We start from the raw sequence: 22219 nt of genomic DNA, 5'->3' as shown, positions 1-22219 counted from the left end.
AGTGAATGCAATGTCCCGGTTAAACCCGATTCTGGCGGCCTCAGCACAGAGCACCGAGGCCTACCAGCAGGCGATTGCCCAGAGTAGCGCGGCGGTCGTTAAGTGGCTGGAACAACCTGAGATGTATCAGGGCAAAACCGTCGCTGAGCTGCGTGAACGTATCACGCTGGACTTCAATCCTCAGGGCCTGGGCAACCAGGCCGCGATTGAACGCGCCATCGAATACTTTCTGAAAGACAGCCTGTCAGTGCATCACCCGCAGTGTGTCGCGCACCTGCACTGCCCAAGTCTGGTGATCAGCCAGGCGGCCGAAGTCCTGATTAATGCCACCAACCAGAGCATGGATTCGTGGGACCAGGCCCCTTCCGCCACCATAATTGAGATGAAGCTGATCGAATGGCTGCGTACGCAGGTGGGTTATCAGCCGGGCGACGCGGGCGTCTTCACCAGCGGCGGTACCCAGAGCAATCTGATGGGTCTGATGCTGGCGCGTGATGCCTGGTTTGCCCGCCAGGGACACTCCGTACAGCAGGATGGTCTGACCGGCGATCTGAAGAAGATCAAAGTCTTCTGTTCAGAAAATGCCCACTTCTCCGTGCAGAAAAACATGGCGCTGCTGGGCCTCGGCTATCAGTCGGTGACGCTGGTCAAAACGGACCGCTTCGCCCGTATGGATCTGGACGATTTACGTCACAAGCTGGCCCAGGCTCAGGCCAACGGCGAGCAGGTGCTGGCGATTGTCGCGACCGCAGGCACCACTGATGCCGGTGCCATCGACCCGCTGCGCGAGATCGCAACGCTGGCGGCGGAACAGCAGATCTGGGTTCACGTCGATGCCGCCTGGGGTGGCGCGCTGCTGCTCTCCGAGCAGTACCGCGACTATCTGGATGGGATTGAACTGGTGGACTCCATCACGCTCGACTTCCACAAGCAGTTCTTCCAGACCATCAGCTGTGGCGCTTTCCTGCTGAAGGAAGCGCGTCACTATGAGCTGATGCGTTACCAGGCGGCCTACCTGAACTCGGAGTTTGATGAAGCGCAGGGCGTACCGAATCTGGTGTCGAAGTCGCTGCAGACCACCCGCCGTTTCGATGCGCTGAAACTGTGGATGGGCCTGGAAGCATTGGGTCAGAAACAGTATGCCGCGATCATCGATCACGGTGTGACGCTGGCGCAGCAGGTTGCTCACTATGTTGAACAACAGCCCGCGCTGGAACTGGTGATGAAGCCGCAGCTGGCAAGCGTGCTGTTCCGCTATCGTCCGGCCCATCTGGCGCACCTCAGCGATGCGGATATCGCGCTGCTGAATCAGCGTATTGGCGATGCCCTGCTGGAGTCAGGTCGCGCCAACGTCGGCGTCACCGAATTTAACGGCGTCACCTGTCTGAAAATGACGCTGCTGAACCCGACCGTCACGCTGGAAGACATTCAAATCCTGCTGACTCTGGTGGAAACCACCGCGCAGCAACTGGTGTAAGTTATCGGTTGTTAAAAAGGCTCCTCCGGGAGCCTTTTTTATGCCTGTAACCGCCGGTTCAGCGCGACGGCGGCTCATCCAGCAGCCGCAGATGGTCATCCTTGTTCAGGGTCATCAGCGCCACAATACTGATCAGCGCGGTGATCATCACGTACCAGGCGGGAATATCCAGATTGCCGGTCTGTTTAATCAGCCCGGTAATGATCAATCCGGCACAGCCGGAGAAGACGGCGTTCGAGAGTGAATAGGCCAGCCCCAGCCCGGTATAGCGCACCCGCGTGGGAAACATCTCCGCCAGCATCGCCGGTCCCGGTCCCGCCAGTAGTCCGACAATCCCGCCCGCAATAAACACCACCAGCGCCTTCAGCCCGAGCCCACTGCTTTCCGCCTGCAGTACGTTGAGCAGCGGCAGCGCCAGCAGCAACAGCAGCACCGCCGCGGTCACCATCACTGCGCGACGGCCAATCTTATCGCTCAGCATACCGGCCGGAATAATGGTCGCGGCAAAGCCGAGGTTCGAAATCACCGCAATCAGTAACGCCTGATTAAAACCGGTATGCAGCGACGCCTGCAGGTAAGTTGGCATGATCACCAGATAGGTATAGCCGGCGGCCGACCAGACCATCAGCCGGCAGATGCCGAGCAGAATGGTTTTCAGCGTCGCGCCGAAGCTGGCCGTCACCCTTTCAGGTACGGATTCTGACTGTTGCCGGATAAAGGCCGGCGTCTCTTCCATCTGTACCCGAAGCCAGAGCGCCAGCGCACCCAACGGCAGCGCGAGAAAGAACGGGACACGCCAGCCCCATGCCAGCATCTGTTCAGGGCTTAACAACAGTGAGAGCAGCGCCACAATGCCTGCGCCCGCCAGCAGCCCCAGCGCCACGGTGAACGACTGCCAGGCACCAAACAAGCCGCGCTTACCGCGTGGCGCAAATTCGGTCATCAACGAGACCGCCCCGCCATATTCGCCGCCCGCGAACAGCCCCTGCAGAATCCGCAACCCGGTTATCATCAGCGGGGCCAGCACCCCCAGCGTGGCGTAGGTCGGTACCAGCCCGATGGCGGTGGTCGCCAGTGTCATCATGATCAGCACAAAAATCAGCGTCGGCTTACGTCCGATGCGGTCACCCATCCGGCCAAAGATGATCGCCCCAAGCGGACGGAAAAAGAAGGCGATAGCGAACGAGGCATAAGTCAGCAGAATCCCGGTCAGCGCCGACTCTCCCTCAAGCCGGAAAAAGTTCTGCGCAATCAGGGTGGCGAGAAAGCCATAAACGGCAAACTCATACCATTCGATAAAATTGCCCACCGAACCGGCCAGTAAGGCACGTTTACGGCTGGCGGAACTGAGCAGCTTATCTGCGGAATCGGACATGGCAGGTGATCCTTTTTGTCGTCGCATCAATCGCTTATGATTAGCATAATCGGTGATAAATTGCCCGAACGGGTATGGATCGCGTTAACTCAGCCACATAAAAGGTGAGATGGCTGGCGGATGCTCCGCTTTTTCGCCTGGGAGGCTTGCACTCCGGCGCGACGATCGTCAGGATGTGCGCAATTAACTGAACCGGGCGGATAAACCATGAACGCACACACCTCAAAAGATCCTCTGCACGGCGTCACGCTCGAAATGCAGGTAAACCATTTAGTTGCACAGTATGGCTGGTCTGAACTGAGTAAACGCATCAACATTAACTGTTTCAAAAGCGATCCCAGCGTGAAATCGAGCCTGAAGTTTCTGCGCCGCACGCCGTGGGCGCGGGCCGAAGTCGAAGCACTCTATCTGGCGTCGCTGGATGAGAAAACTGACGCAACACCGCCGGCTGAAGAGGACCCCTGGGCGGGCTGGCGTGGCAACAAGCCGGAATAATCGCGGTTGCCGGAGGAATAAAAAAAGCCCGCGTCGGCTAACCGGCGCGGGCTTTTTGACGATTAAGCGGCTGTTACAGCGCCATATCGTGTTGTGGTGAAGCGGCCGGTTTCTCAGCCGGTGCTGCTGGCGCTGCGGTCGCGTTGCCATCCATATGGATCACCGGCGGGGTGGTCAGTTGCAGCGTTGATGCCGTGTCATTCCAGACCTGCTGCAGCAGCGGAACGTTGTCGTTCAGTTTCTGGCCGTAACCCGGGATCATTTTGTGAATCTTCGCCTGCCATTCGGCTGACTTAAACTCTTCCGGGAACAGTTTCTGCATCACGTTCAGTGCGATTGGCGCCGCAGTAGAGGCACCCGGTGATGCACCCAGCAGTGCAGCAACGGTTTTCTGCTGATCGGTCACGATTTCGGTGCCCAGTTTCAGCACGCCGCCCTTCTCTTCATCTTTCTTGATGATCTGGACGCGCTGACCGGCCTGAATCAGTTTCCAGTCCTCTTTCTTCGCATCCGGATAGTACTCTTTCAGCGCAGCAAAGCGGTCATCGTCAGTCAGCATCACCTGACCCACCAGATATTTCACCAGGTCGAAGTTATCCATCCCAACGTGCGTCATCGGGATCACGTTGTGGGTAGTGGTGGTGCTGAGCAGATCAAACAGCGAACCATTTTTCAGGAACTTAGTCGAGAACGTCGCGAACGGCCCAAACAGCACGACGCGCTTGCCATCGAGGTAACGGGTATCCAGATGCGGAACCGACATCGGTGGTGCGCCGACGGAAGCCTGACCGTACACTTTTGCCAGATGACGATCGGCAATCGCGCTGTTTTCGGTTACCAGGAACGACCCACCTACCGGGAAGCCTGCATAGTTTTCAGCTTCAGGAATGCCGGTTTTCTGCAGTAACTTCAGCGCGCCGCCGCCGGCACCGATAAAGACATACCTGGCATCAACCGCACGCTCATTGCCATTTTTGGCATCTTTGATGGTGACGTGCCACGAGTTGTCGCCGTTACGTTTGAAGTCCGTCACTTCAGAGGAGGTTTCCAGACGGAAGTTGTCATTTTTCTTCAGGCTGCCGATCAGCTGACGGGTGATTTCACCGTAGTTGACGTCGGTACCGACCGGTGTCCAGGTCGCAGCCACTTTCTGCTGCGGATCACGGCCTTCCATCACCAGTGGTGCCCACTGAGCGATCTGCTGGTGATCGGTGGAGAACTTCATGCCCTGGAACAGCGCCGTTTTCTGCAGTGCCGCGTAGCGTTTGGTCAGGAAGTCGACGTTGTCGCCCCAGACGAAGCTCATGTGCGGCGTAGAGTTGATGAAGCTGCGGGGATCGTGCAGGACGCCTTCTTTAACCTGAGCGGTCCAGAACTGGCGCGACACCATAAAGGCTTCGTTAATTTCCAGCGCTTTCGTCACGTCAATCGAGCCATCTTTACGCTCAGGCGTATAGTTCAGCTCCATGTTGGCCGAGTGACCGGTCCCGGCATTGTTCCAGCCGTTTGAGGATTCCAGCGCCACACCGTCCAGTTTCTCAACCATGATCTGTTTCCAGCCTGGCTGTAACTCTTCCAGCATGGCCCCCATCGAGGCGCTCATGATGCCGCCGCCAATTAACAGTACGTCGGTTTTCTCTGGTGAAGTTTCAGCGTGGAGAGCTGAAGAAACAAGCAAGGCCGCGAGGGAAAGTGCAGGAATAACTTTGGTTGATCTAATCATTATGCAATCTACTGTTAACTTAATAACACTGGTTAAAAAAAGTCCTCAAAGTTTAAAATAATGTTATTTATGAGTTAATGTGAAAATAGTTATAAAATTAAAAATAGCATTTCCGCCTTAATTTAATTACAAAAGGCTTACTTAATTTGCTATCTATTTTAACCACACATTAAGGGTGTGCTTTGAATTATTCAATCCCCTAAGGCAAATATTGTGCCGCTGTTTTTACTGCCACGCGCGCGGCTAATCCTGTACTGGTGCCGCGTCTTAGCGTATGTTTCCTGGCGATACCCTTACCCGTACCGAACGCTCATGAAAATCCAGTCACATAAACGATACGCCCTTAACCGACGGCCGATGAAGCTCAGCACGCTGACCACGCTGATGATGACGGCGGTGATTTTTACCGTCCTGCTGTGCGTCCATCTGCTCTATTTCATTCAGATCGATAATTTCGCTCAGTCGCACCTGAAAGATAAAGCGATGGCGGTAGCACGTACGGTGGCAGACAGCCCCGAGGTCCAGCGCGGACTGGGACGCCCGGACGGTCAGACGCTGATCCAGCCGATTGCCGAAGCGGCGCGCAAACGTAACGGCCTGCTGTTCGTGGTGGTTACCGATATGGGCGGCATCCGCTTTTCGCATCCTAATCCCGACGCGATTGGCAAACATTTCATCGGTGACGATCTTAATCCGGCGCTGACTGGCCGGGAAAATGTCGCGGTTAATCACGGCGTACTGGTTGAGGCCCTGCGGGTTTTTACCCCGGTTTTTAACGACCGTCATCAGCAAATTGGCGTTGTGGCTATCGGTATTTCACTCAATGATGTGGCAGCGCAGATAGCAAAAAGCCGCTGGAACATTGTCTGGACCGTCTTATTTGGCACCCTTGTCGGTTTGCTGGGCATCTATATTCTGGTCAGACGGCTCAAGACCATTTTGCTGGGGCTGGAACCGCATGAAATTTCCAGCCTGTTTGAGCAGCGTCAGGCCATTCTCAATTCGATTAAAGAGGGCGTGATTGCGGTGGATGACCAGTCTCGCGTCAGCCTGATTAATCAGGCTGCGCAACAGCTGCTGCATGAAACGACCCGCAAAACCATGCTCAGTGGCGATCGCCTGCCGGAAGAGAGCGTGATGCACAGTCATCAACAGGATGCGCTGCACCAGGGCAAAGCCTGGCATGACGAAGAGCTGACTCTCGGCGGCCGTATTCTGATCAGCAATACCGTGCCGGTACGCAGCGGCGAACGCATTATCGGCGCAGTAACCACCTTCAGGGATAAAACCGAAATCAGCCAGCTGATGCAGCGTCTGGACGGCATGGTAAACTATGTCGATGCGTTGCGTGAACGCTCCCATGAATTCATGAATAAGCTGCATGTGATTCTGGGGCTGCTGCACATGAAAAATTATGCGCAGATGGAAGAGTACATCCTGAAAACGGCGAATAACTACCAGACCGAAATCGGTTCGTTGATACAGAAGATCAAATCACCGGTGATTGCGGGCTTTCTGTTAAGCAAAATCAGTCGGGTGACCGATGAAGGGCACCAGCTGATTATCGATGAGGCCAGTTTTCTGCCCGACTGCGGCAGTGAACAACAGAGCGCCGTACTGATTACCGTGCTGGGTAATTTAATCGAAAACGCACTTGAGGCGCTGGACCCGGAAACCGAAGGTGAAATCCACCTAATGCTGCATTATCAGAATGGCTGGCTGGCGTGTGAAGTCAGTGATGATGGGCCCGGCATTGACGGGTCGCAGCTCGCCGCCATCTTTGAACGTGGCGTCTCGTCAAAGGGCGACGATCGTGGCGTGGGGCTGTTCCTGGTCAGGCAGCAAACCGAAAGTCTGGGCGGTAATGTCAGCGTTGAGTCCGAGCCTGGTGTGTTCACCCAGTTCTTAGTGCAACTCCCGTGGGAGAGAGGAATAAAAGTCGAATGATCAATGTCTTAGTTGTCGATGATGATGCTATGGTAGCCGAGCTGAATCGCTGTTATATCGCTCAGATCGCCGGATTTACCTGCTGCGGCACCGCGTCGACGTTACAGCAGGCCAAAGAGCAGTTGTTACAGGCTGATTCGCAGGTTGATCTGGTGCTGCTGGACATCTATATGCAGCAGGAGAACGGTCTGGACCTGCTGCCGGAACTGCGCAGCGCCGGGCGGCCTGTCGACGTGATCATCATCTCCTCGGCGGCGGATGCGGCCACTATCAAAACGTCGCTCAACTATGGCGTCGTGGATTATCTGATTAAACCGTTCCAGTTTGCCCGTTTTGAAGAGGCGCTGACCGGCTGGCGGCAGAAAAAAGCGCTGATGGATAATCACCAGTTTTACCAGCAGTCGGATGTGGATCAGCTGCTGCACGGCAACCCGCCTGGCGCCAGTGAACAGAAACGGCTGCCAAAAGGTCTGACGCCACAGACGTTACGTACGCTGTGCCTGTGGATCGATGCGCATCCGGGTACCGAGTTTTCCACCGATGAGCTGGCAACAGAGGTGAATATTTCACGGGTTTCCTGCCGTAAATACCTGATCTGGCTGGCGCAGATTAATATTCTGTTCACCAGCATTCACTATGGCGTAACCGGCAGACCGGTTTATCGTTATCGCTTACAGCCGGAATATCACACCCTGCTGAAGCAATATTGTCAGTAAGCCTGCCGGTAATGAGGATCGAGTTGCTGGAAGGAAAAGTGACGTTGTGACGAGCAGATGATCTGCTTGTCACGGGTCACAAAGATCGCCTCAATATCAGGCTGATCGGCGAGGCAGGCAATTCCCTTTTCCACGCCCATGCCATACAGCAGTGTGGTGTAAATATCGCCATCGATTGAGCGGTCAGAGATAACCGTCACGCTCAGCAGTTCGTTATCGAGCGGATAACCGCTGCGGTCATCAAGAATATGGTGGTAGCAGACGCCATCCAGCTCGAAAAAGCGTTCGTAGATACCGGACGTCACCACCGATTTATCGGCAACGTGAATCACGCCGATCAGTTCATCTGGCGCACCAAACGGTTTTTTCAGGCCAATTGCCCATCCCGCTGAGTCTTCCTCCTGCGGCGAGCCGACCGTCTGCACGTTACCGCCGAGATTGATCAACGCACTGCTTACTCCCTGCTGACGCAAAAACGCCTGCACCCGATCGGCGATGTAGCCTTTTGCGATCGCCCCAAGGTCAATTTCCATCCCGGCTTTCGCCAGCATGACGCTGTGGGTCGCCGGATCAAGCATCACGTCATGCGGATTGGTCAGTGCCAGACAGGCCTGCAATGACGCCGCAGGCGGCACGCTATGGCCCTGAAACCCAATTTTCCAGCACTTCACCAGCGGACCAATCGCGAGGTTGAACCGGCTGTCGGGCAGCAGGCTGACAGCATGAGCGCAGGCGATCAGATCGAATACCGGCTGACTGACCGCCACCGGATGCTGACCCGCCGCCTGGTTAATCGCCATCACTTCAGAACCGGCACGATTGACGGTAAACAGGTTCTCCTGCTGTTTAATCAGGCGGAAAACCTGTCCGGCAAGGGGTTCATTGTGTTCAAACAGTTTGAGCAGAATGGGCGAACCCATCAGAACCGCGGAGTAAGCATAGACACGCGCATCAGTTAACATAGGCGACTCTGCTTTGAAGAGAAAAACCGGCATCCGCAGGACGCAGATGCCGGAGAGAGCGTTTAACGTTTCGCGTAAGCTGCCGCGTTACCGCCCGCCAGGATGCCAAAGATAATGATATCGGCGACTGCGTTACCGCCGATGCGGTTAGCGCCGTGAATGCCGCCGACCACTTCCCCACAGGCCCAGGCGCCGTTAATCACCTGCTGCTGGCTATCCAGTACCGCCGTGGTGGTGTCGATAGTGACGCCGCCCATAGTGTGATGGACGCCCGGCGCAACGCGAATCGCGTAGAACGGACCTTCGCTTAATGGATGACGCAGCGCCGTCTGGCGGCCAAAGTCTTCATCTTTTTGCTGAATGACAAAGCCGTTGTAACGGGCCAGCGTCTCTTCCAGCGCGCGATGTTCCATATTGAGTTTCACCGCCAGTTCACCCACGGTCGGTGCGCTCACCACGAAGCCTTTCGCAATATACTCATCGGCCGCTTTGTTGTTCATCCGTACCTGCTCGTCAAACACGATCCAGGCACTTTTCTCTGGCAGCGCGATAATCTGCGCCGAGACTTTGTCACGGGTCTCCATTTCATTGTAGAAACGCTGTCCAGCCTGGCTCACCAGGATGGCGCCGCCGCCACGAATTGACTCTGAAACCAGATAAGAGGTGGTCTGTTCTACCGTTGGGTGAATCTGGATTTCGCCCATATCCACCGTGCCGGCACCGATTTTGGTTAGCATGGCGATACCGCTACCGGTTGCGCCTTTGTGGTTGGTGGTGACGAAGCCATCCAGTTCAGGACGATATTTAACCACCAGTTCACGGTTAGCGCTGAAGCCGCCGGTCGCGACAATCACGCTTTTGGCATTCAGGATACGGCTATCGTTGTACTCATCAACCACTTTTACCCCGGCAACCGCCCCATTTTCATACAGGATTTCTGCCACCGACGTTTCCAGCAGCACTTCGATGTTACGGCTGTTGATATTCTTCACCAGCCCGCTGATCAGGAATCCGCCGACGGCAGAACGGTCTGCCGGACGGTGAGTACGGTCGATGCTCATCCCGCCGGTAATGGTGATGTCATTGAGTTCAATACCGTGGTCGGCCAGCCATTCAATCGCTTCTGGTGCCAGGTCCACGAACTCACGCAGCAGCACCGGATTGTTTTTGAATTTGCCGCCTTTCAGCGTCTCTTCGTAGAACAGCTCTTTGCTGTCCTCAATGCCTTTCAGTTTCTGGAAGCGGGTTTCCGCGGCGTTCATCCCGACTGAGGCTTTAATGGTGTTACCGCCAATGGTCGGCATCTTCTCGATAATGACCACCCGCGCACCTTCATCATGCGCCTGAATGGCTGCGGCAAGGCCAGCGCCCCCGCTGCCCACCACCACCACATCGTAATTCTGCGGTGCGTTAGGATTTCCGCCCTCTTCGATAACGTGCGCTTTGCTGGAATGAGTCAGGGCGCGCGATACGGCTTTCTTCAGGGCTTCACTTTGCGTCGTGGCGCCGGTAATCGCATCAACATGCGGGCTATTGGCGACCAGAATGCGGTTACGCAGGTTCTCAAAGGTGGTGGTGAAGTCCACATCCAGCGTGTCATCCGGGACCAGCGAAATATCGGTAATACGGTCGGTATCCAGCGTGACGTTGATTTTCAGCTTCAGCGCTTCGGCTTCCACTTTTTCCTGATACACACCGGCTTTGTATTTGCGACCTGACTCGCTCATGTCGCGGATCATCGCGTCAACCAGCGAGAAGCGCCACAGCGGTTCCGGAATCTGCAGCTCTTCGCGTTTGTTACTGTCGATATAGAGATCGAGATGCTCATTATTGACGATGCGGTCGGTCCAGTCCGGATAGGCGATACAGGCTTTACCGATTGCAACCAGGTCATAGCCTTTTTCCAGCGCCATCTCGGCATCTGATTTATTCACTACCCCGCCAACCCCAATCACCGGCACTTTTGCCAGCACCGGCGAACGCATCGCCACAAATTTTTCAATCAGCGGCGTCGGGTCCTGGGTATCGACAATCGACGGACGCAGCAGCTGACCCACCGAAAAGTGGACATAGTCCAGCCCGCGCGCCGCCAGTTTCTCCAGCAGATAGAGCGTGTCGTCAAAGCGGATGCCGGGTACTTCAATCTCTTCCGGCGAGAAGCGGTAGCCAATGATGAAGGAGTTATGCGCAAAACGCTCTGCCATCTTGTGGGTGATTTCCAGCACTTCCAGTGGGAAACGTGCGCGGTTATCGCGGCTGCCGCCCCACTTGTCATCGCGCTGGTTAGAGTTTGGCGAGTAGAACTGCTGGATCAGATAGGTATTGGCACCATGAATTTCTACCCCGTCAAAACCCGCCTTGATCGCACGGTTCACCGCATCACCAAATTTGGTGATCATGGTTTCGACTTCTTCAGCGCTCAGTGCCAGCGGTTTGGTTGCACCTTCACGCGGTGCCGCGATAGCGCTTGGGGCCACCGGCGTTTTACCACCAATCAGCTCCGGTTCCACCATGCGGCCACCGTGATAAATCTGCAGGATCGCGGTTGACCCTTCTGATTTGATGGCGTCAGCGATGCGTTTCAGTCCCGGGATTTTATTGTCGCTGTCGATGGCAATCGCGCCGGGAAACGCCGGGCCACGGTTATCAATGAAGCAGCATTCGACAATCACGGTGCCGATACTGCCGGCGCGCGCACGATAATATTCCACCAGCTCGCTGGTCACGGTGCCGTCATAAAAACCGGTGCAGGTGGTCATCGGTGCCATGACTAAACGATTTTTTAGTACCGCGCCGCCAGGAAGGGTGAGGGGAGTGAGAATCGGGGTGAGAGTATTCATTACGATAAACTCCAAAATTTAAAAGCCTGAAAATTTTTAGCGGACGCAAAGTATCGCTTAATTAAGTGGTCCGATGTCATGGGTTAAATATACCATTTTCTTTGCTTATATAAGCGATAAATTTACTTTTTAAACTTTTAAACGGTTTAGAGTTTTTATTTGCTGAAAACAATTACAGAAGTTATATTAATTGTTAACCATGAGTTACCAAAAATCAACCCTTCGTTTACTTTAAAAACATTTTATTGCATATCAAGGAGTTATAACATAGGCTTGTGAGTCAGACGGTAACCTGATTGCCGATCCGCATCACAAAAAGCGTGAAAGGTCCAGTGGCGGGATATAAATTAAAAATAAATGTTAAAAATCAGGAATAACGATTTAATTTTATTGATCTGGATCAAAAATCTATATTTTCAGAAATCGCATCATATTCACATTGATTTAAAAAGCTGCTTACTCTTGCAGCTGTCAGGCAAAAAAAATAACGGCGTCACGATTTATTCACGTTATTAAGAATAATAAAGAAAGCAGTCAGTGATCGATCGGGGCGCATAATCGCATTCTTCTCAACTTGCAGACAAATACTATGAAACCACTCTCAGCTGTGAATGAACCGCCCAAAGCAGCCCCTGCTGCGGCGGGAAAAAAGAAAGCTATCATGCTTGCCTTACCGGTGTTGGTCGCGGTGCTGTTGCTACTGGTGCCGGTTCCTGCCGGGCTCGAACCCTACGCCTGGCACTTCTTCGCGATCTTTGTCGGCGTGATTGTCGGGCTGATTTTTGAGCCACTGCCTGGCGCGGTGATCGGTCTGACCGGTGTCGTCGTCATCGCCCTGTTCAGTCAGTTTTTGCTGTTCAGTCCGGCGGAGCTGGCTAACCCGAAATTCAAACTCGCCGGTGAGTCGTTCAAGTGGGCGGTCAGCGGTTTCGGTAACTCTACCGTCTGGCTGATTTTCGGTGCCTTTATGTTCGCTGCGGGCTACGACAAAACCCAGTTTGGTCGTCGACTGGCGCTGATCCTGGTGAAATATCTGGGCCGCCGCAGCCTGACGCTCGGCTACGCCATTACCTTTGCTGACCTGTTGCTGGCACCGTTTACGCCTTCCAACACCGCGCGCAGTGGCGGCACCATCTACCCGATTATTGCTAACCTCCCGCCGCTGTACGGCTCTAAACCTAACGATCCGAGCGCACGTAAAATCGGTTCTTATCTGATGTGGGTTGCCATTACAGCGGCCTGTATCACCAGCTCAATGTTCCTCTCTGCGCTGGCACCGAACCTGTTAGCACTGGCGCTGGTGAAAAGCGTTATCGGTTTCGATATCTCGTGGGGAATGTGGTTCCTCGCCTTCCTGCCGCTGGGTGTGTTACTGATTCTGACCATGCCGCTGCTGGCTTACTGGTTCTATCCGCCTGAAGTAAAAATCAATGATGAAGTGCCAAAATGGGCAATCTCAGAACTGGAAAAACTGGGCAAACTGACCCGTAACGAAATCCTGCTGCTGGTATTTGTTGTCTGTGCCCTGCTGATGTGGATTTTCGCGACGGCCTGGATCGAACCGGCGATGGCGGCACTGCTGGTGATTATCCTGATGCTGTGGACCGGCGTACTGAACTGGAATGACATCACCAGCAACAAAGCGGCCTGGAACACCTTTGCCTGGTTCGCAACCCTGGTCGCGCTGGCCGATGGTCTGGCCCGTGTCGGCTTCATCGCCTGGTTAGGTAAAGAAGGCGGCATGCTGTTACAGGGATATGACCCGCAGGTTTCCGCCGTGGTGCTGTTAATCGCCTTCTTCCTGCTGCACTACCTGTTCGCCAGTACCACTGCGCACACCACCGCACTGTTACCGGCCATGCTGACCATTGCGGCATCTATTCCGGGTATCAACATGCCAGTCTTCTGTCTGATGCTGTGTACCTCACTCGGTGTGATGGGCATCATCACGCCTTACGGCACCGGTCCAAGTCCGATTTACTACGGCAGCGGTTATCTGCCTACCAAAGACTACTGGCGTCTGGGTACCATCTTCGGTGCCATCTTCCTGGCTTCAATGATGCTGATTGCCTATCCGTGGATGGTGTGGATGTTCTGACCGGGTTAACATGCAGATCAACGCGTTATAAGATACCATTCCACACCTTACCCGCCGCCATCCCGGCGGCGGGTAAATATAATAAACGATTAATTCGCCGATGATGTTGACCCTCACAGCCGTTCGCGACGGTTCAGCTGGTCATTAAGTGAGAAAAAATGTCGAACAAACCTTTCTTCTATCAGAACCCCTTTCCTCTTACCCACGAGGATACCGAATACTATCTGCTGAGCCGCGAGCACGTCTCAGTCGCTGAATTTGATGGTCAGGAAGTGCTGAAAGTGGCACCGCAAGCCCTGACACTGCTGGCGCAGCAGGCGTTCCACGATGCCTCATTTATGCTGCGTCCGGCGCATCAGCAGCAGGTCGCCTCGATCCTTGACGACCCGGACGCCAGCGACAACGACAAATATGTCGCGCTGCAGTTTTTAAGGAACTCCGAAATCGCCGCCAAAGGCGTACTGCCAACCTGCCAGGATACCGGTACCGCCATCATCATGGGTAAAAAAGGCCAGCGGGTCTGGACCGGTGGTGGCGATGAAGCCGCGCTGTCGCAGGGCGTCTATAACACCTTTATCGAAGATAACCTGCGCTATTCACAAAATGCGGCGCTGGATATGTATAACGAGGTCAACACCGGCACCAACCTGCCTGCGCAGATTGATCTCTACAGCGTGGATGGCGATGAGTATAAGTTTCTCTGCATCGCCAAGGGCGGCGGCTCTGCCAACAAAACCTATCTCTATCAGGAAACCAAGGCGCTGCTCAGCCCTGGCAAGCTGAAGAATTACCTGGTCGACAAAATGCGTACCCTCGGTACCGCCGCCTGCCCGCCTTACCACATCGCGTTTGTGATTGGCGGAACCTCGGCCGAAAGCACCCTGAAAACCGTCAAGCTGGCATCGACCCACTATTACGACGGATTGCCGACCGAAGGTAATGAGCATGGTCAGGCGTTCCGCGACGTTCAGCTGGAACAGGAACTGCTGGAAGCCGCGCAGCAACTGGGCCTCGGCGCACAGTTTGGCGGTAAATACTTCGCCCATGATATCCGCGTGATTCGCCTGCCGCGTCACGGTGCCTCCTGCCCGATCGGCATGGGCGTCTCCTGCTCGGCAGACCGCAATATCAAGGCGAAGATCAACCGCGACGGCATCTGGATTGAAAAACTGGAAGCTAATCCAGGTCGCCTGATCCCTGAAGCACTGCGTCAGCAGGGTGAAGGTGAAGTGGTTCATGTCGATCTGAACCGTCCGATGGAGCAGATCCTGGCGCAGCTGTCGGCTTATCCGGTCTCTACGCGTTTGTCGCTGACCGGTACCATCATCGTGGCGCGTGATATTGCCCATGCCAAACTGAAAGAGCGCATTGATAACGGTGAAGGTCTGCCACAGTACGTGAAAGATCATCCGGTCTATTACGCTGGCCCAGCCAAAACCCCGGAAGGCTACGCTTCAGGATCGCTCGGCCCGACGACTGCAGGCCGGATGGATTCTTACGTTGATCTGCTGCAGGCGCACGGCGGCAGCAAAATCATGCTGGCCAAAGGTAACCGCAGTCAGCAGGTGACCGATGCCTGTCAGAAGCATGGCGGTTTCTATCTGGGCAGCATCGGTGGCCCGGCTGCGGTACTGGCGCAACAGAGCATCAAGCATCTGGAATGCGTGGAGTATGCTGAACTGGGGATGGAAGCGATCTGGAAAATTGAGGTGGAAAACTTCCCGGCCTTTATCCTGGTGGATGACAAAGGGAACGATTTCTTCCAGCACATCGAGCGTCAACACTGCGCGAAATGCGTGAAGTAATAAAAAAGCTCAGATTCTGAACCTCATCTTCAAAGTCAGACACGCGAGCTTTTGATGTTTCCCCCGGCCAGCCTGAATCAGACTGGTCGGGGAATGCAACGTAACTCCCCCACGCATTGACCTGACATCCTCACAGATTACCCGCTACCGTTCAGAACTCACGGGACAGTGTCAGATAGCCATTAAACCGGACAGAGCACTCATCGTTATTTAACAGGCTGGAGACAATATATACATTGCCTGCGCCTCTCGCGTTGGTATAGATGTATTTAACCGTCAGGCTCATTGCGCCGTTGTCATGGTATATACCGTAGTAATCTTTGAGCGAAAGCCCCTTACCGGTTTTGGCATCTGTCTGCGCAAACTGATGTGCCAGCGCCTCGGAAACAGGGGAAAGATTCAGCACCTCGACGATAGTTTTATCTCGCTCAATCCCCTTTACCCCTGCCTGAGTGACCGCGGATAAGAGCATCTCCTCAGCATAATGACCCCGTGCGGCGCACTCGCTACCAGCAATTTCTTCTGCATGACCCGCGAACGGTAAGAGAGCCAGCATCAGCCCATAACGGCGAATCACCTCACCACCTCAAGGATCGCGCCGTGATCTTTACTGACCAGCAAACGCGTGGAAGGCCCCATAATAATGCAGCCTTCAGAGGCAAACCCCTTGATGCCGTGGCGTTTGTCACCGTGCATTCTGAATGTATGCATATCACGCGCGTAAGAATTGCCGCTGATATGATTCAGGGTAATGGTTAGCGGGCCTTTACTCGTTCCGGTACTGCCAATTCTCCACGTTCCTCGCGGGATAGGCCCCATACCACGAACCTGCTCGCGATCAGGGTTATTCTTATTCGTTAATATGCCGGAATAGCCTGCTTCAATTAGCTTGCCATCGCGGTATAACTCACCTGTACTTTGTTTATAGAGCCATTTTCACACTGTGATTTCCTTATACTGTCTTCCGCACTTTCCAGCTATCTGCGTGTTTAATATTACCGTCTATATAATGCCAATCGATTTTTTCATAACGCAGCCCGACATGTTCTGTATGGCCGTGCTTGTCATAATCTGGATCTTTGGCGTCGAACAAAACAGATACCACATGAGAAACTTTTACATTTTCGAGCTTCGTAACGAAATATTCCTCTTCCTGACCGTGGTAGTTGATTCGGTAAAACTTAAACACTGCTTTAGCTAGTGTTTTCCCTGTTGTGAGCGCCTTATACAATAGCGGCGACGAGCTATCTATCAGCTTTTCAAAGGTATAGGCCTCATGTTGACGCGTGCCTGTCACTGCACCTGTTTTATCGTCCGTTGGGATAAACACATCATGCTGCATTCCGGTTAGCTCGATGCTTCCTTCGCGTCCAGTAACAGCGACAGGTCCGTTTAATAATTTTCCTTCTTCTTCATAAAGCCACAGATATACGGGTATAGCCATTTAGCAGACTCCCTTGTCCTATGAGGTAGGGAATTATCCTCTTCCTGACCTGCTAATATGAAATGTTGAATGATTATTAATTGATGGGTATCAAGTACGGCACACATTTCTCCTTCTGCGTTCAGCCAGGCATTCAGTTCATGCTCCCGGCGTAATCCCTGCAAGGGCTTTCCGGTATTGAAAAGGACCCTCTGCCAGCCCAGCGGTTCTTTTTTTTTCGGGTAACGTTAGTCCGAAGGTCGCGCAGTGTGGCATGAGCCTCTGGGGAATTATCGCGTGGCGCTGGCGGATAGAGGATATCCCTATTTAGGGCATCCGATTGTTGATGTTGCGCGTTTCAGAACGGGGAACTGCCTGGGATCGGACCTCTGAAAGTATTTATTCCACTGTTTCATTCGGGGTTAAATTTATCAGTGCCACCGCGGAGCGAAAGTTAATCATCGATGACGGCGCGGACTGCCGTGAGGCGCACGCCAGTATGGATGGCTATCTCACGATAGTCATCCTGTCATTCAGATCAGGTGTGACTACCGCCGTCCATACCTGAGGAAAGAGCGGGGATTACGCACTGAACTGCACCTTAATCAGTTGGGCCTTACCTTATGGGGTGCAGTTCAGTTTTTGCGGGGCTTTTTTTAACCGCGCTGCAGCCGTTGCAGCGCCGCTTCAATCGGTTGATCGCCGGTGGTCAGCTCGATTATCTGATATTTGATCGCCGGATTTTCAATCAGGGCGACCAGCGTAGCCGCGACATCATCACGCGGGATTTCACCGTAAGGAAGTGCCAGATCGGCCTTTACCCGACCGGTGCCCGCGGCATCCGTGAGCGTGCCCGGACGCAGAATCACCCACTCCAGCCCGCTCGCCACCAGCCGCGCATCCGCCAGCCGTTTGACCCGCATGTAGTTCTCGAAGCCTTCTGATATCGCTTTACCGCGACCGGCATCGGGAAACGCCGAGACCAGAATAAAGCGCGGTACGCCTGCCTGCTCCGCCGCCGCGACCGCCAGATCCAGGCCATCGCCGTCAATCGCGTTGGTTAACGCAATACCCGCGCCACCGGCACCGGCGGTGAAAACCACCACCTCGTGACCGGCCATCTGTTGCGCCAGCGCATCAACCGTCAGCTGCTGAATATCGCCAGCTACCGGCTGCGCACCCGCCGCCTGCAGCGTCGCAGCCTGCTCCGGTTTACGATGCAGTGCCGAAACCGCGTGCTGCTTAGCGCTCAACTGACGCGTCAGTCGCAGGCCAACTTTTCCGGCCGCGCCGATAATAAAACATGTCGCCATCATTTCAGTTCCTCTGTTCATTGAGCGAGAGCCGAAGTATAGCCATCCGCCAGAAACAGAACAGGCGCCTGATGCGGCGCCTGTGTGATTACTGCGGAATGACTTTTTCCGCTTTCAGCTTATCAAACAGCTGAGTGAAGGAGTCGAGCGTGCTGCGATAGCCGGTGAAGCCAGCTTTGCGGCTTTTGCTCATGTCGGTAAAGGCTTCCATCGGACGTCCCAGATCGGCATCGGTATGCCACCAGGAGGCGAGCTTGCTCACATCCGCTTCACGCAACTGGTGCTGCCGGGCAATCTCCTGCCACGCACTGGCCGCCTCCTGCATCCGGCCTTCCAGCGGCATCATCTGCGCCGGGAAATCGGCAGCCTCGATACCGAAATACTCAGCCAGTTTCGGCCACATCCAGCTCCAGCGGAACACATCGCCGTTCACGGCGTTGAAATCCTGATTGGCTGCCGCGGGTGAGGTGGCCGCCCAGTGCAGTTGCTCGGCCAGCAGACCCGCATCGGTCATGTCGGCGACGCCATTCCACTGCTCTGGTGAGCCGGGGAAGATAAACGGCCAGCCTTTCTCTTTGCACAGAGTGGCGTAAACCGCCAGCGTCTGGCCCATGTTCATCGCGTTGCCGACCGCGTAACCAATGATGGTGTGCGGGCGGTGAACGCTCCAGCGGTAGTCATACTTTTCCGCGCCCGCAAACAGCTCATCTTCCTGAGCATAATAGAAGTTGTCGACCGGCTGACGGCCCTGCTCTTCACGGAACGGCGTCACCGGCACTGCGCCTTTACCGTAGGCTTCAAACGGCCCCAGGTAGTGTTTCAGACCGGTTACCAGCGCGACGTGCGCGCCCTTCAGCCGCTCGCCCAGCGCCTCGATCACGTTGCGCACCATGCCGCCGTTGACCCGGATGTTCTCTTTTTCATTTTCCTGACGCGCCCAGACGCTGAAGAACAGCGCATCTGGTTTCACTGACTTCAGGGCCTCACGCACCGCATCCGCATCGGTCAGATCGGCGGTCAGGCTGGTCGCGCCTTCCGGCACGGCGCCGCGTCCGCGTGACAGGCCGGTCACTTCCCAGCCCTCCTGCTGCAGCTTGTCCGCCAGTGCCCGGCCGATAACGCCGCTGATACCCACAATCAAAGCCTGTTTTTTCATTTGATTTCTCCTCGTTTTGCGTAATGCTAAGCCTAATAGAGAATCCAGTTCTTATCTCTGGCATTAATTCACAGCATTCTCAACCTGAGTTCATTAATCGATGCACGATCAGCGCCTCAAAGATATCCTGCCTTTTGTTGCCAGCGTGGAGTGCGGCAGCTTTACCGCTGCCGCGGAGCGACTGCATGTCACCGGCTCGGCGGTGAGCAAAAGTGTCAGCCGGCTTGAAATAAGATTAGGCTCCCGATTGCTGGAGCGCACTACCCGCAGCCTGCAACTGACCGATGCCGGCAGCGCCTACTACCAGACCTGCCTGCGTATTCTGGAGGATCTTGCCGAAACCGAGGCGGTGCTGGCGGCGCAGCGCACCATTCCCTCCGGACGGTTACGGCTGGCGGTGCCGAACACCTATGGCCGGCTGAACGTGATGCCATTGCTGATGCCGTTCTGTCAGCAGCATCCGGAACTGGCGCTCAGCCTGAGTTTCTCCGACCGCTTCATCGACCTGTTTGATGAAGGGGTTGATGTGGCGGTACGGATTGGCGGTGCGCCCGATCTGCCTGCTTCACTCGGCTGGCGTAATATGGGCCGTGAGCAGATGCTGTTCTGCGCCGCGCCTGCTTATCTGGATCGTGAAGGCCGGCCGCATAACGAAACAGAGCTGCTGAATCACCGCGCCATCCTCTATGAACGCGTCGACGGCTCCATAAAACCCTGGCTGTTTACCACAGAAGATGGGCAGCCAAACTGGCGGGATGTGCCATTTCGGATGGCCTTAGGCGATGTGGATGCACAGATGCAGGCGGTTACAACCGGTCTTGGCGTGGCGCAAATGCCTTCGTGGCTGATTCGCCATGCGGTGGCTGCCGGGGAGCTGGAGATTATTCTTCCTCAGCTTCAACCCGACGGGCTGACGCTGAGCGTAGTGTGGCCCCGTCGCAAACAGTTCCTGCCGAAAGTCGATGCCCTGCTCTCTGCCCTGAGCGGGCTGGTGATCCGCTAAGCTGACGCCGCCGGGTATTCTGTCGCCCGGTTATTAATTTTTTTCTCAGCATTCGGGATGTTTATTTCATCCTGATGCTATTTACTTGCCATTAAGACAATTCCATTCTCTTTTCAGCCCCCCTTCTCCACTTTATTTTTTGCCGCCACTCTTTATGCCTCCGTGAAATAAATGGCGTAAATTCAATGAAGTTATTCAGCGACTGATGGAATCCCATCAAAATAAAATAGCCAGAAGGCTTGAGCTCACAAAATGAAAACAAAGTTCCAAATATAATTTAACCCGAAATATAAATATCAGTAGGGTGAAAGCTCCTTCTATTCTGACGTTTGACCTGGCCTGTTTTTACCTGGAGTTTTCATGGAAAAAGAACTGTATATCTCGTCGAACCCGGCATCCGGCCCGAATAGCGCCACCCGCACCGAGCCGTTTGTGAAGATTATTGCGCTGGTGGCGACGCTGGGCGGATTACTGTTTGGCTACGATACCGGCGTGGTCTCCGGCGCACTGCTGTTTATGCGGGGCGATCTTCATCTCACTCCCCTGACCACCGGACTGGTGACCAGTTCGCTGCTGTTTGGTGCGGCGTTTGGTGCGCTGGCCGCCGGTCATCTGGCAGATGGCCTTGGACGCCGACGCATTATTATCGCGCTGGCGCTGATTTTCGCCCTGGGTGCAGTGGGATCGGCTATCGCCCCGGACGTGGAATGGATGATCGCCTCACGCCTGTTCCTTGGCTTCGCAGTAGGCGGTGCAGCGGCCACGGTGCCGGTTTACATCGCAGAGATCGCGCCAGCCAACAAGCGCGGCCAGCTGGTGACCTTACAGGAGCTGATGATCGTCAGCGGACAACTGCTGGCCTACATCTCTAACGCCACCTTCAACGATATCTGGGGCGGTGAAAATACCTGGCGCTGGATGCTGGCGTTGTCGATTGTGCCCGCCATTCTGTTGTGGATCGGCATGATATTTATGCCGGAAACCCCGCGCTGGCACGTGATGAAAGGCCGCAGCCAGGCGGCCCGCGAAGTATTAGAGAAAACCCGCGCCGCTGAGGATGTGGAGTGGGAACTCGAAGAGATTGAAGAGACGATTGAAGAGAACCGTCAGCGGGGAAAAGGCCGGCTGCGCGATTTGGCAACGCCGTGGCTGATGAAAATATTCCTGCTCGGCATCGGGATTGCCGCGATTCAGCAGCTGACCGGCGTCAATACCATTATGTATTACGCGCCGACCATGCTGACCGCTGCCGGACTCAGCAACGATGCCGCCCTGTTTGCCACCATTGCGAACGGCGTGATTTCGGTGGTGATGACCCTGGTCGGTATCTGGCTGATCGGCAAAGCGGGCCGTCGTCCGCTGGTATTGATTGGTCAGATGGGCTGTACCTGCTGCCTGTTCTTTATCGGGCTGATCTGCTGGCTGATGCCGGAATATCAGCACGGTGCCGTTAACCTGCTGCGCGCCTGGCTGGTGCTGGCGGGAATGCTGATGTTTCTCTGCTTTCAGCAAGGAGCTTTATCGCCGGTGACCTGGCTGCTGCTGTCGGAGATCTTCCCGGCCAGGATGCGCGGCATCTGCATGGGCGGCGCGGTGTTTTCACTGTGGATTGCCAATTTCGCGATTTCGATGGCTTTCCCGCTGTTATTAGCCGCCTTTGGCCTGTCCGGCGCATTCCTGATATTTGCCCTCATCGGTATCGGCGGTTCCCTTTTTGTTCTGAAGTTTATTCCTGAAACCAAAGGAAGAAGTCTTGAGCAGGTAGAGCACTATTTCTACGCGCTTTATAACGGCAAAAAATAATGCCGCCGCATGGAGCACGCAGAGATATCACTTTCGCCTGATGACGGAAAGAAAGGCTATATCGACGTTTAACGGGTGAATAA

The 22219-nt window shown here is 54.8% G+C and carries 16 protein-coding genes; 8 read left to right on the top strand and 8 right to left on the bottom strand.

Going from position 1 to position 22219, the window contains the following annotated elements; translation table 11 throughout:
- Positions 1-10: 10 nt before the first annotated feature.
- Positions 11-1477: a pyridoxal phosphate-dependent decarboxylase family protein gene (locus LZU96_RS21955; RefSeq protein ID WP_233988702.1), complete on the top strand. Its 1467-nt coding sequence runs from the start codon at positions 11-13 to the stop codon at positions 1475-1477.
- 58 nt (positions 1478-1535) lie between these two features.
- On the opposite strand, the gene LZU96_RS21950 is transcribed toward LZU96_RS21955, so the two are convergent.
- Positions 1536-2852, bottom strand: coding sequence for an MFS transporter (locus LZU96_RS21950; RefSeq protein WP_233988701.1), 1317 nt, complete (start codon positions 2850-2852; stop codon positions 1536-1538).
- Positions 2853-3059: 207 nt separating this feature from the next.
- Between LZU96_RS21950 and LZU96_RS21945 the strand changes: the two genes are divergently transcribed.
- Entirely contained in the window at positions 3060-3347 is a 288-nt protein-coding gene (locus LZU96_RS21945) for a VF530 family DNA-binding protein (protein ID WP_233988700.1), read from the top strand.
- A 73-nt stretch (positions 3348-3420) separates the two neighbouring features.
- On the opposite strand, the gene mqo is transcribed toward LZU96_RS21945, so the two are convergent.
- Positions 3421-5070, bottom strand: coding sequence for a malate dehydrogenase (quinone) (mqo, locus tag LZU96_RS21940; protein ID WP_233988699.1), 1650 nt, complete (start codon positions 5068-5070; stop codon positions 3421-3423).
- 312 nt (positions 5071-5382) lie between these two features.
- Between mqo and LZU96_RS21935 the strand changes: the two genes are divergently transcribed.
- Positions 5383-7017 (top strand): sensor histidine kinase, encoded by a 1635-nt coding sequence (locus LZU96_RS21935; RefSeq protein WP_313188808.1) that lies wholly within the window; start codon positions 5383-5385, stop codon positions 7015-7017.
- Positions 7014-7733 (top strand): two-component system response regulator DcuR, encoded by a 720-nt coding sequence (dcuR, locus tag LZU96_RS21930; RefSeq protein ID WP_233988697.1) that lies wholly within the window; start codon positions 7014-7016, stop codon positions 7731-7733. The genes LZU96_RS21935 and dcuR overlap by 4 nt, the downstream gene beginning before the upstream one ends.
- On the opposite strand, the gene LZU96_RS21925 is transcribed toward dcuR, so the two are convergent.
- Positions 7727-8695 (bottom strand): FAD:protein FMN transferase, encoded by a 969-nt coding sequence (locus LZU96_RS21925; protein WP_233988696.1) that lies wholly within the window; start codon positions 8693-8695, stop codon positions 7727-7729. The two genes, dcuR and LZU96_RS21925, sit on opposite strands and share 7 nt — an antisense overlap.
- Before the next feature lie 62 nt (positions 8696-8757).
- The gene (locus LZU96_RS21920; protein WP_233988695.1) at positions 8758-11535 is read right to left on the bottom strand and encodes a flavocytochrome c; all 2778 of its coding nucleotides are present in this window, start codon (positions 11533-11535) and stop codon (positions 8758-8760) included.
- A 589-nt stretch (positions 11536-12124) separates the two neighbouring features.
- Here LZU96_RS21920 and LZU96_RS21915 point away from each other — a divergent pair.
- Complete coding sequence (locus LZU96_RS21915; protein ID WP_233988694.1) at positions 12125-13633, top strand: anion permease; 1509 nt, start codon at positions 12125-12127, stop codon at positions 13631-13633.
- Between the two features lie 158 nt (positions 13634-13791).
- A complete protein-coding gene (fumA, locus tag LZU96_RS21910) occupies positions 13792-15438 on the top strand; it encodes a class I fumarate hydratase FumA (RefSeq protein WP_233988693.1) in 1647 nt (548 codons plus the stop codon).
- Between the two features lie 151 nt (positions 15439-15589).
- On the opposite strand, the gene LZU96_RS21905 is transcribed toward fumA, so the two are convergent.
- From LZU96_RS21905 to LZU96_RS21885, 4 genes are all read right to left on the bottom strand, one after another.
- Complete coding sequence (locus tag LZU96_RS21905) at positions 15590-16015, bottom strand: Shiga toxin A subunit (protein ID WP_233988692.1); 426 nt, start codon at positions 16013-16015, stop codon at positions 15590-15592.
- Between the two features lie 375 nt (positions 16016-16390).
- Positions 16391-16882 (bottom strand): Hcp family type VI secretion system effector, encoded by a 492-nt coding sequence (locus LZU96_RS21895; RefSeq protein ID WP_233988691.1) that lies wholly within the window; start codon positions 16880-16882, stop codon positions 16391-16393.
- Between the two features lie 635 nt (positions 16883-17517).
- Positions 17518-18174 carry an SDR family oxidoreductase gene (locus LZU96_RS21890; RefSeq protein ID WP_233988802.1) on the bottom strand — a complete coding sequence of 219 codons (657 nt, stop codon included), beginning with the start codon at positions 18172-18174 and terminating at the stop codon, positions 17518-17520.
- Between the two features lie 88 nt (positions 18175-18262).
- A complete protein-coding gene (locus tag LZU96_RS21885) occupies positions 18263-19330 on the bottom strand; it encodes an SDR family oxidoreductase (protein ID WP_233988690.1) in 1068 nt (355 codons plus the stop codon).
- 100 nt (positions 19331-19430) lie between these two features.
- On the opposite strand from LZU96_RS21885, the gene LZU96_RS21880 reads away from it, so the two are divergent.
- Complete coding sequence (locus LZU96_RS21880) at positions 19431-20333, top strand: LysR family transcriptional regulator (protein ID WP_233988689.1); 903 nt, start codon at positions 19431-19433, stop codon at positions 20331-20333.
- 360 nt (positions 20334-20693) lie between these two features.
- The gene (locus LZU96_RS21875) at positions 20694-22136 is read left to right on the top strand and encodes a sugar porter family MFS transporter (protein WP_233988688.1); all 1443 of its coding nucleotides are present in this window, start codon (positions 20694-20696) and stop codon (positions 22134-22136) included.
- Positions 22137-22219 lie beyond the last annotated feature (83 nt).

This window comes from Pantoea agglomerans, from assembly GCF_021397715.1.
Taxonomy (GTDB): Bacteria; Pseudomonadota; Gammaproteobacteria; order Enterobacterales; family Enterobacteriaceae; genus Pantoea; species Pantoea astica.
The sequence above is the reverse complement of the archived record's forward strand: the minus strand, read 5'-3'. Positions and strand labels throughout refer to the sequence as shown.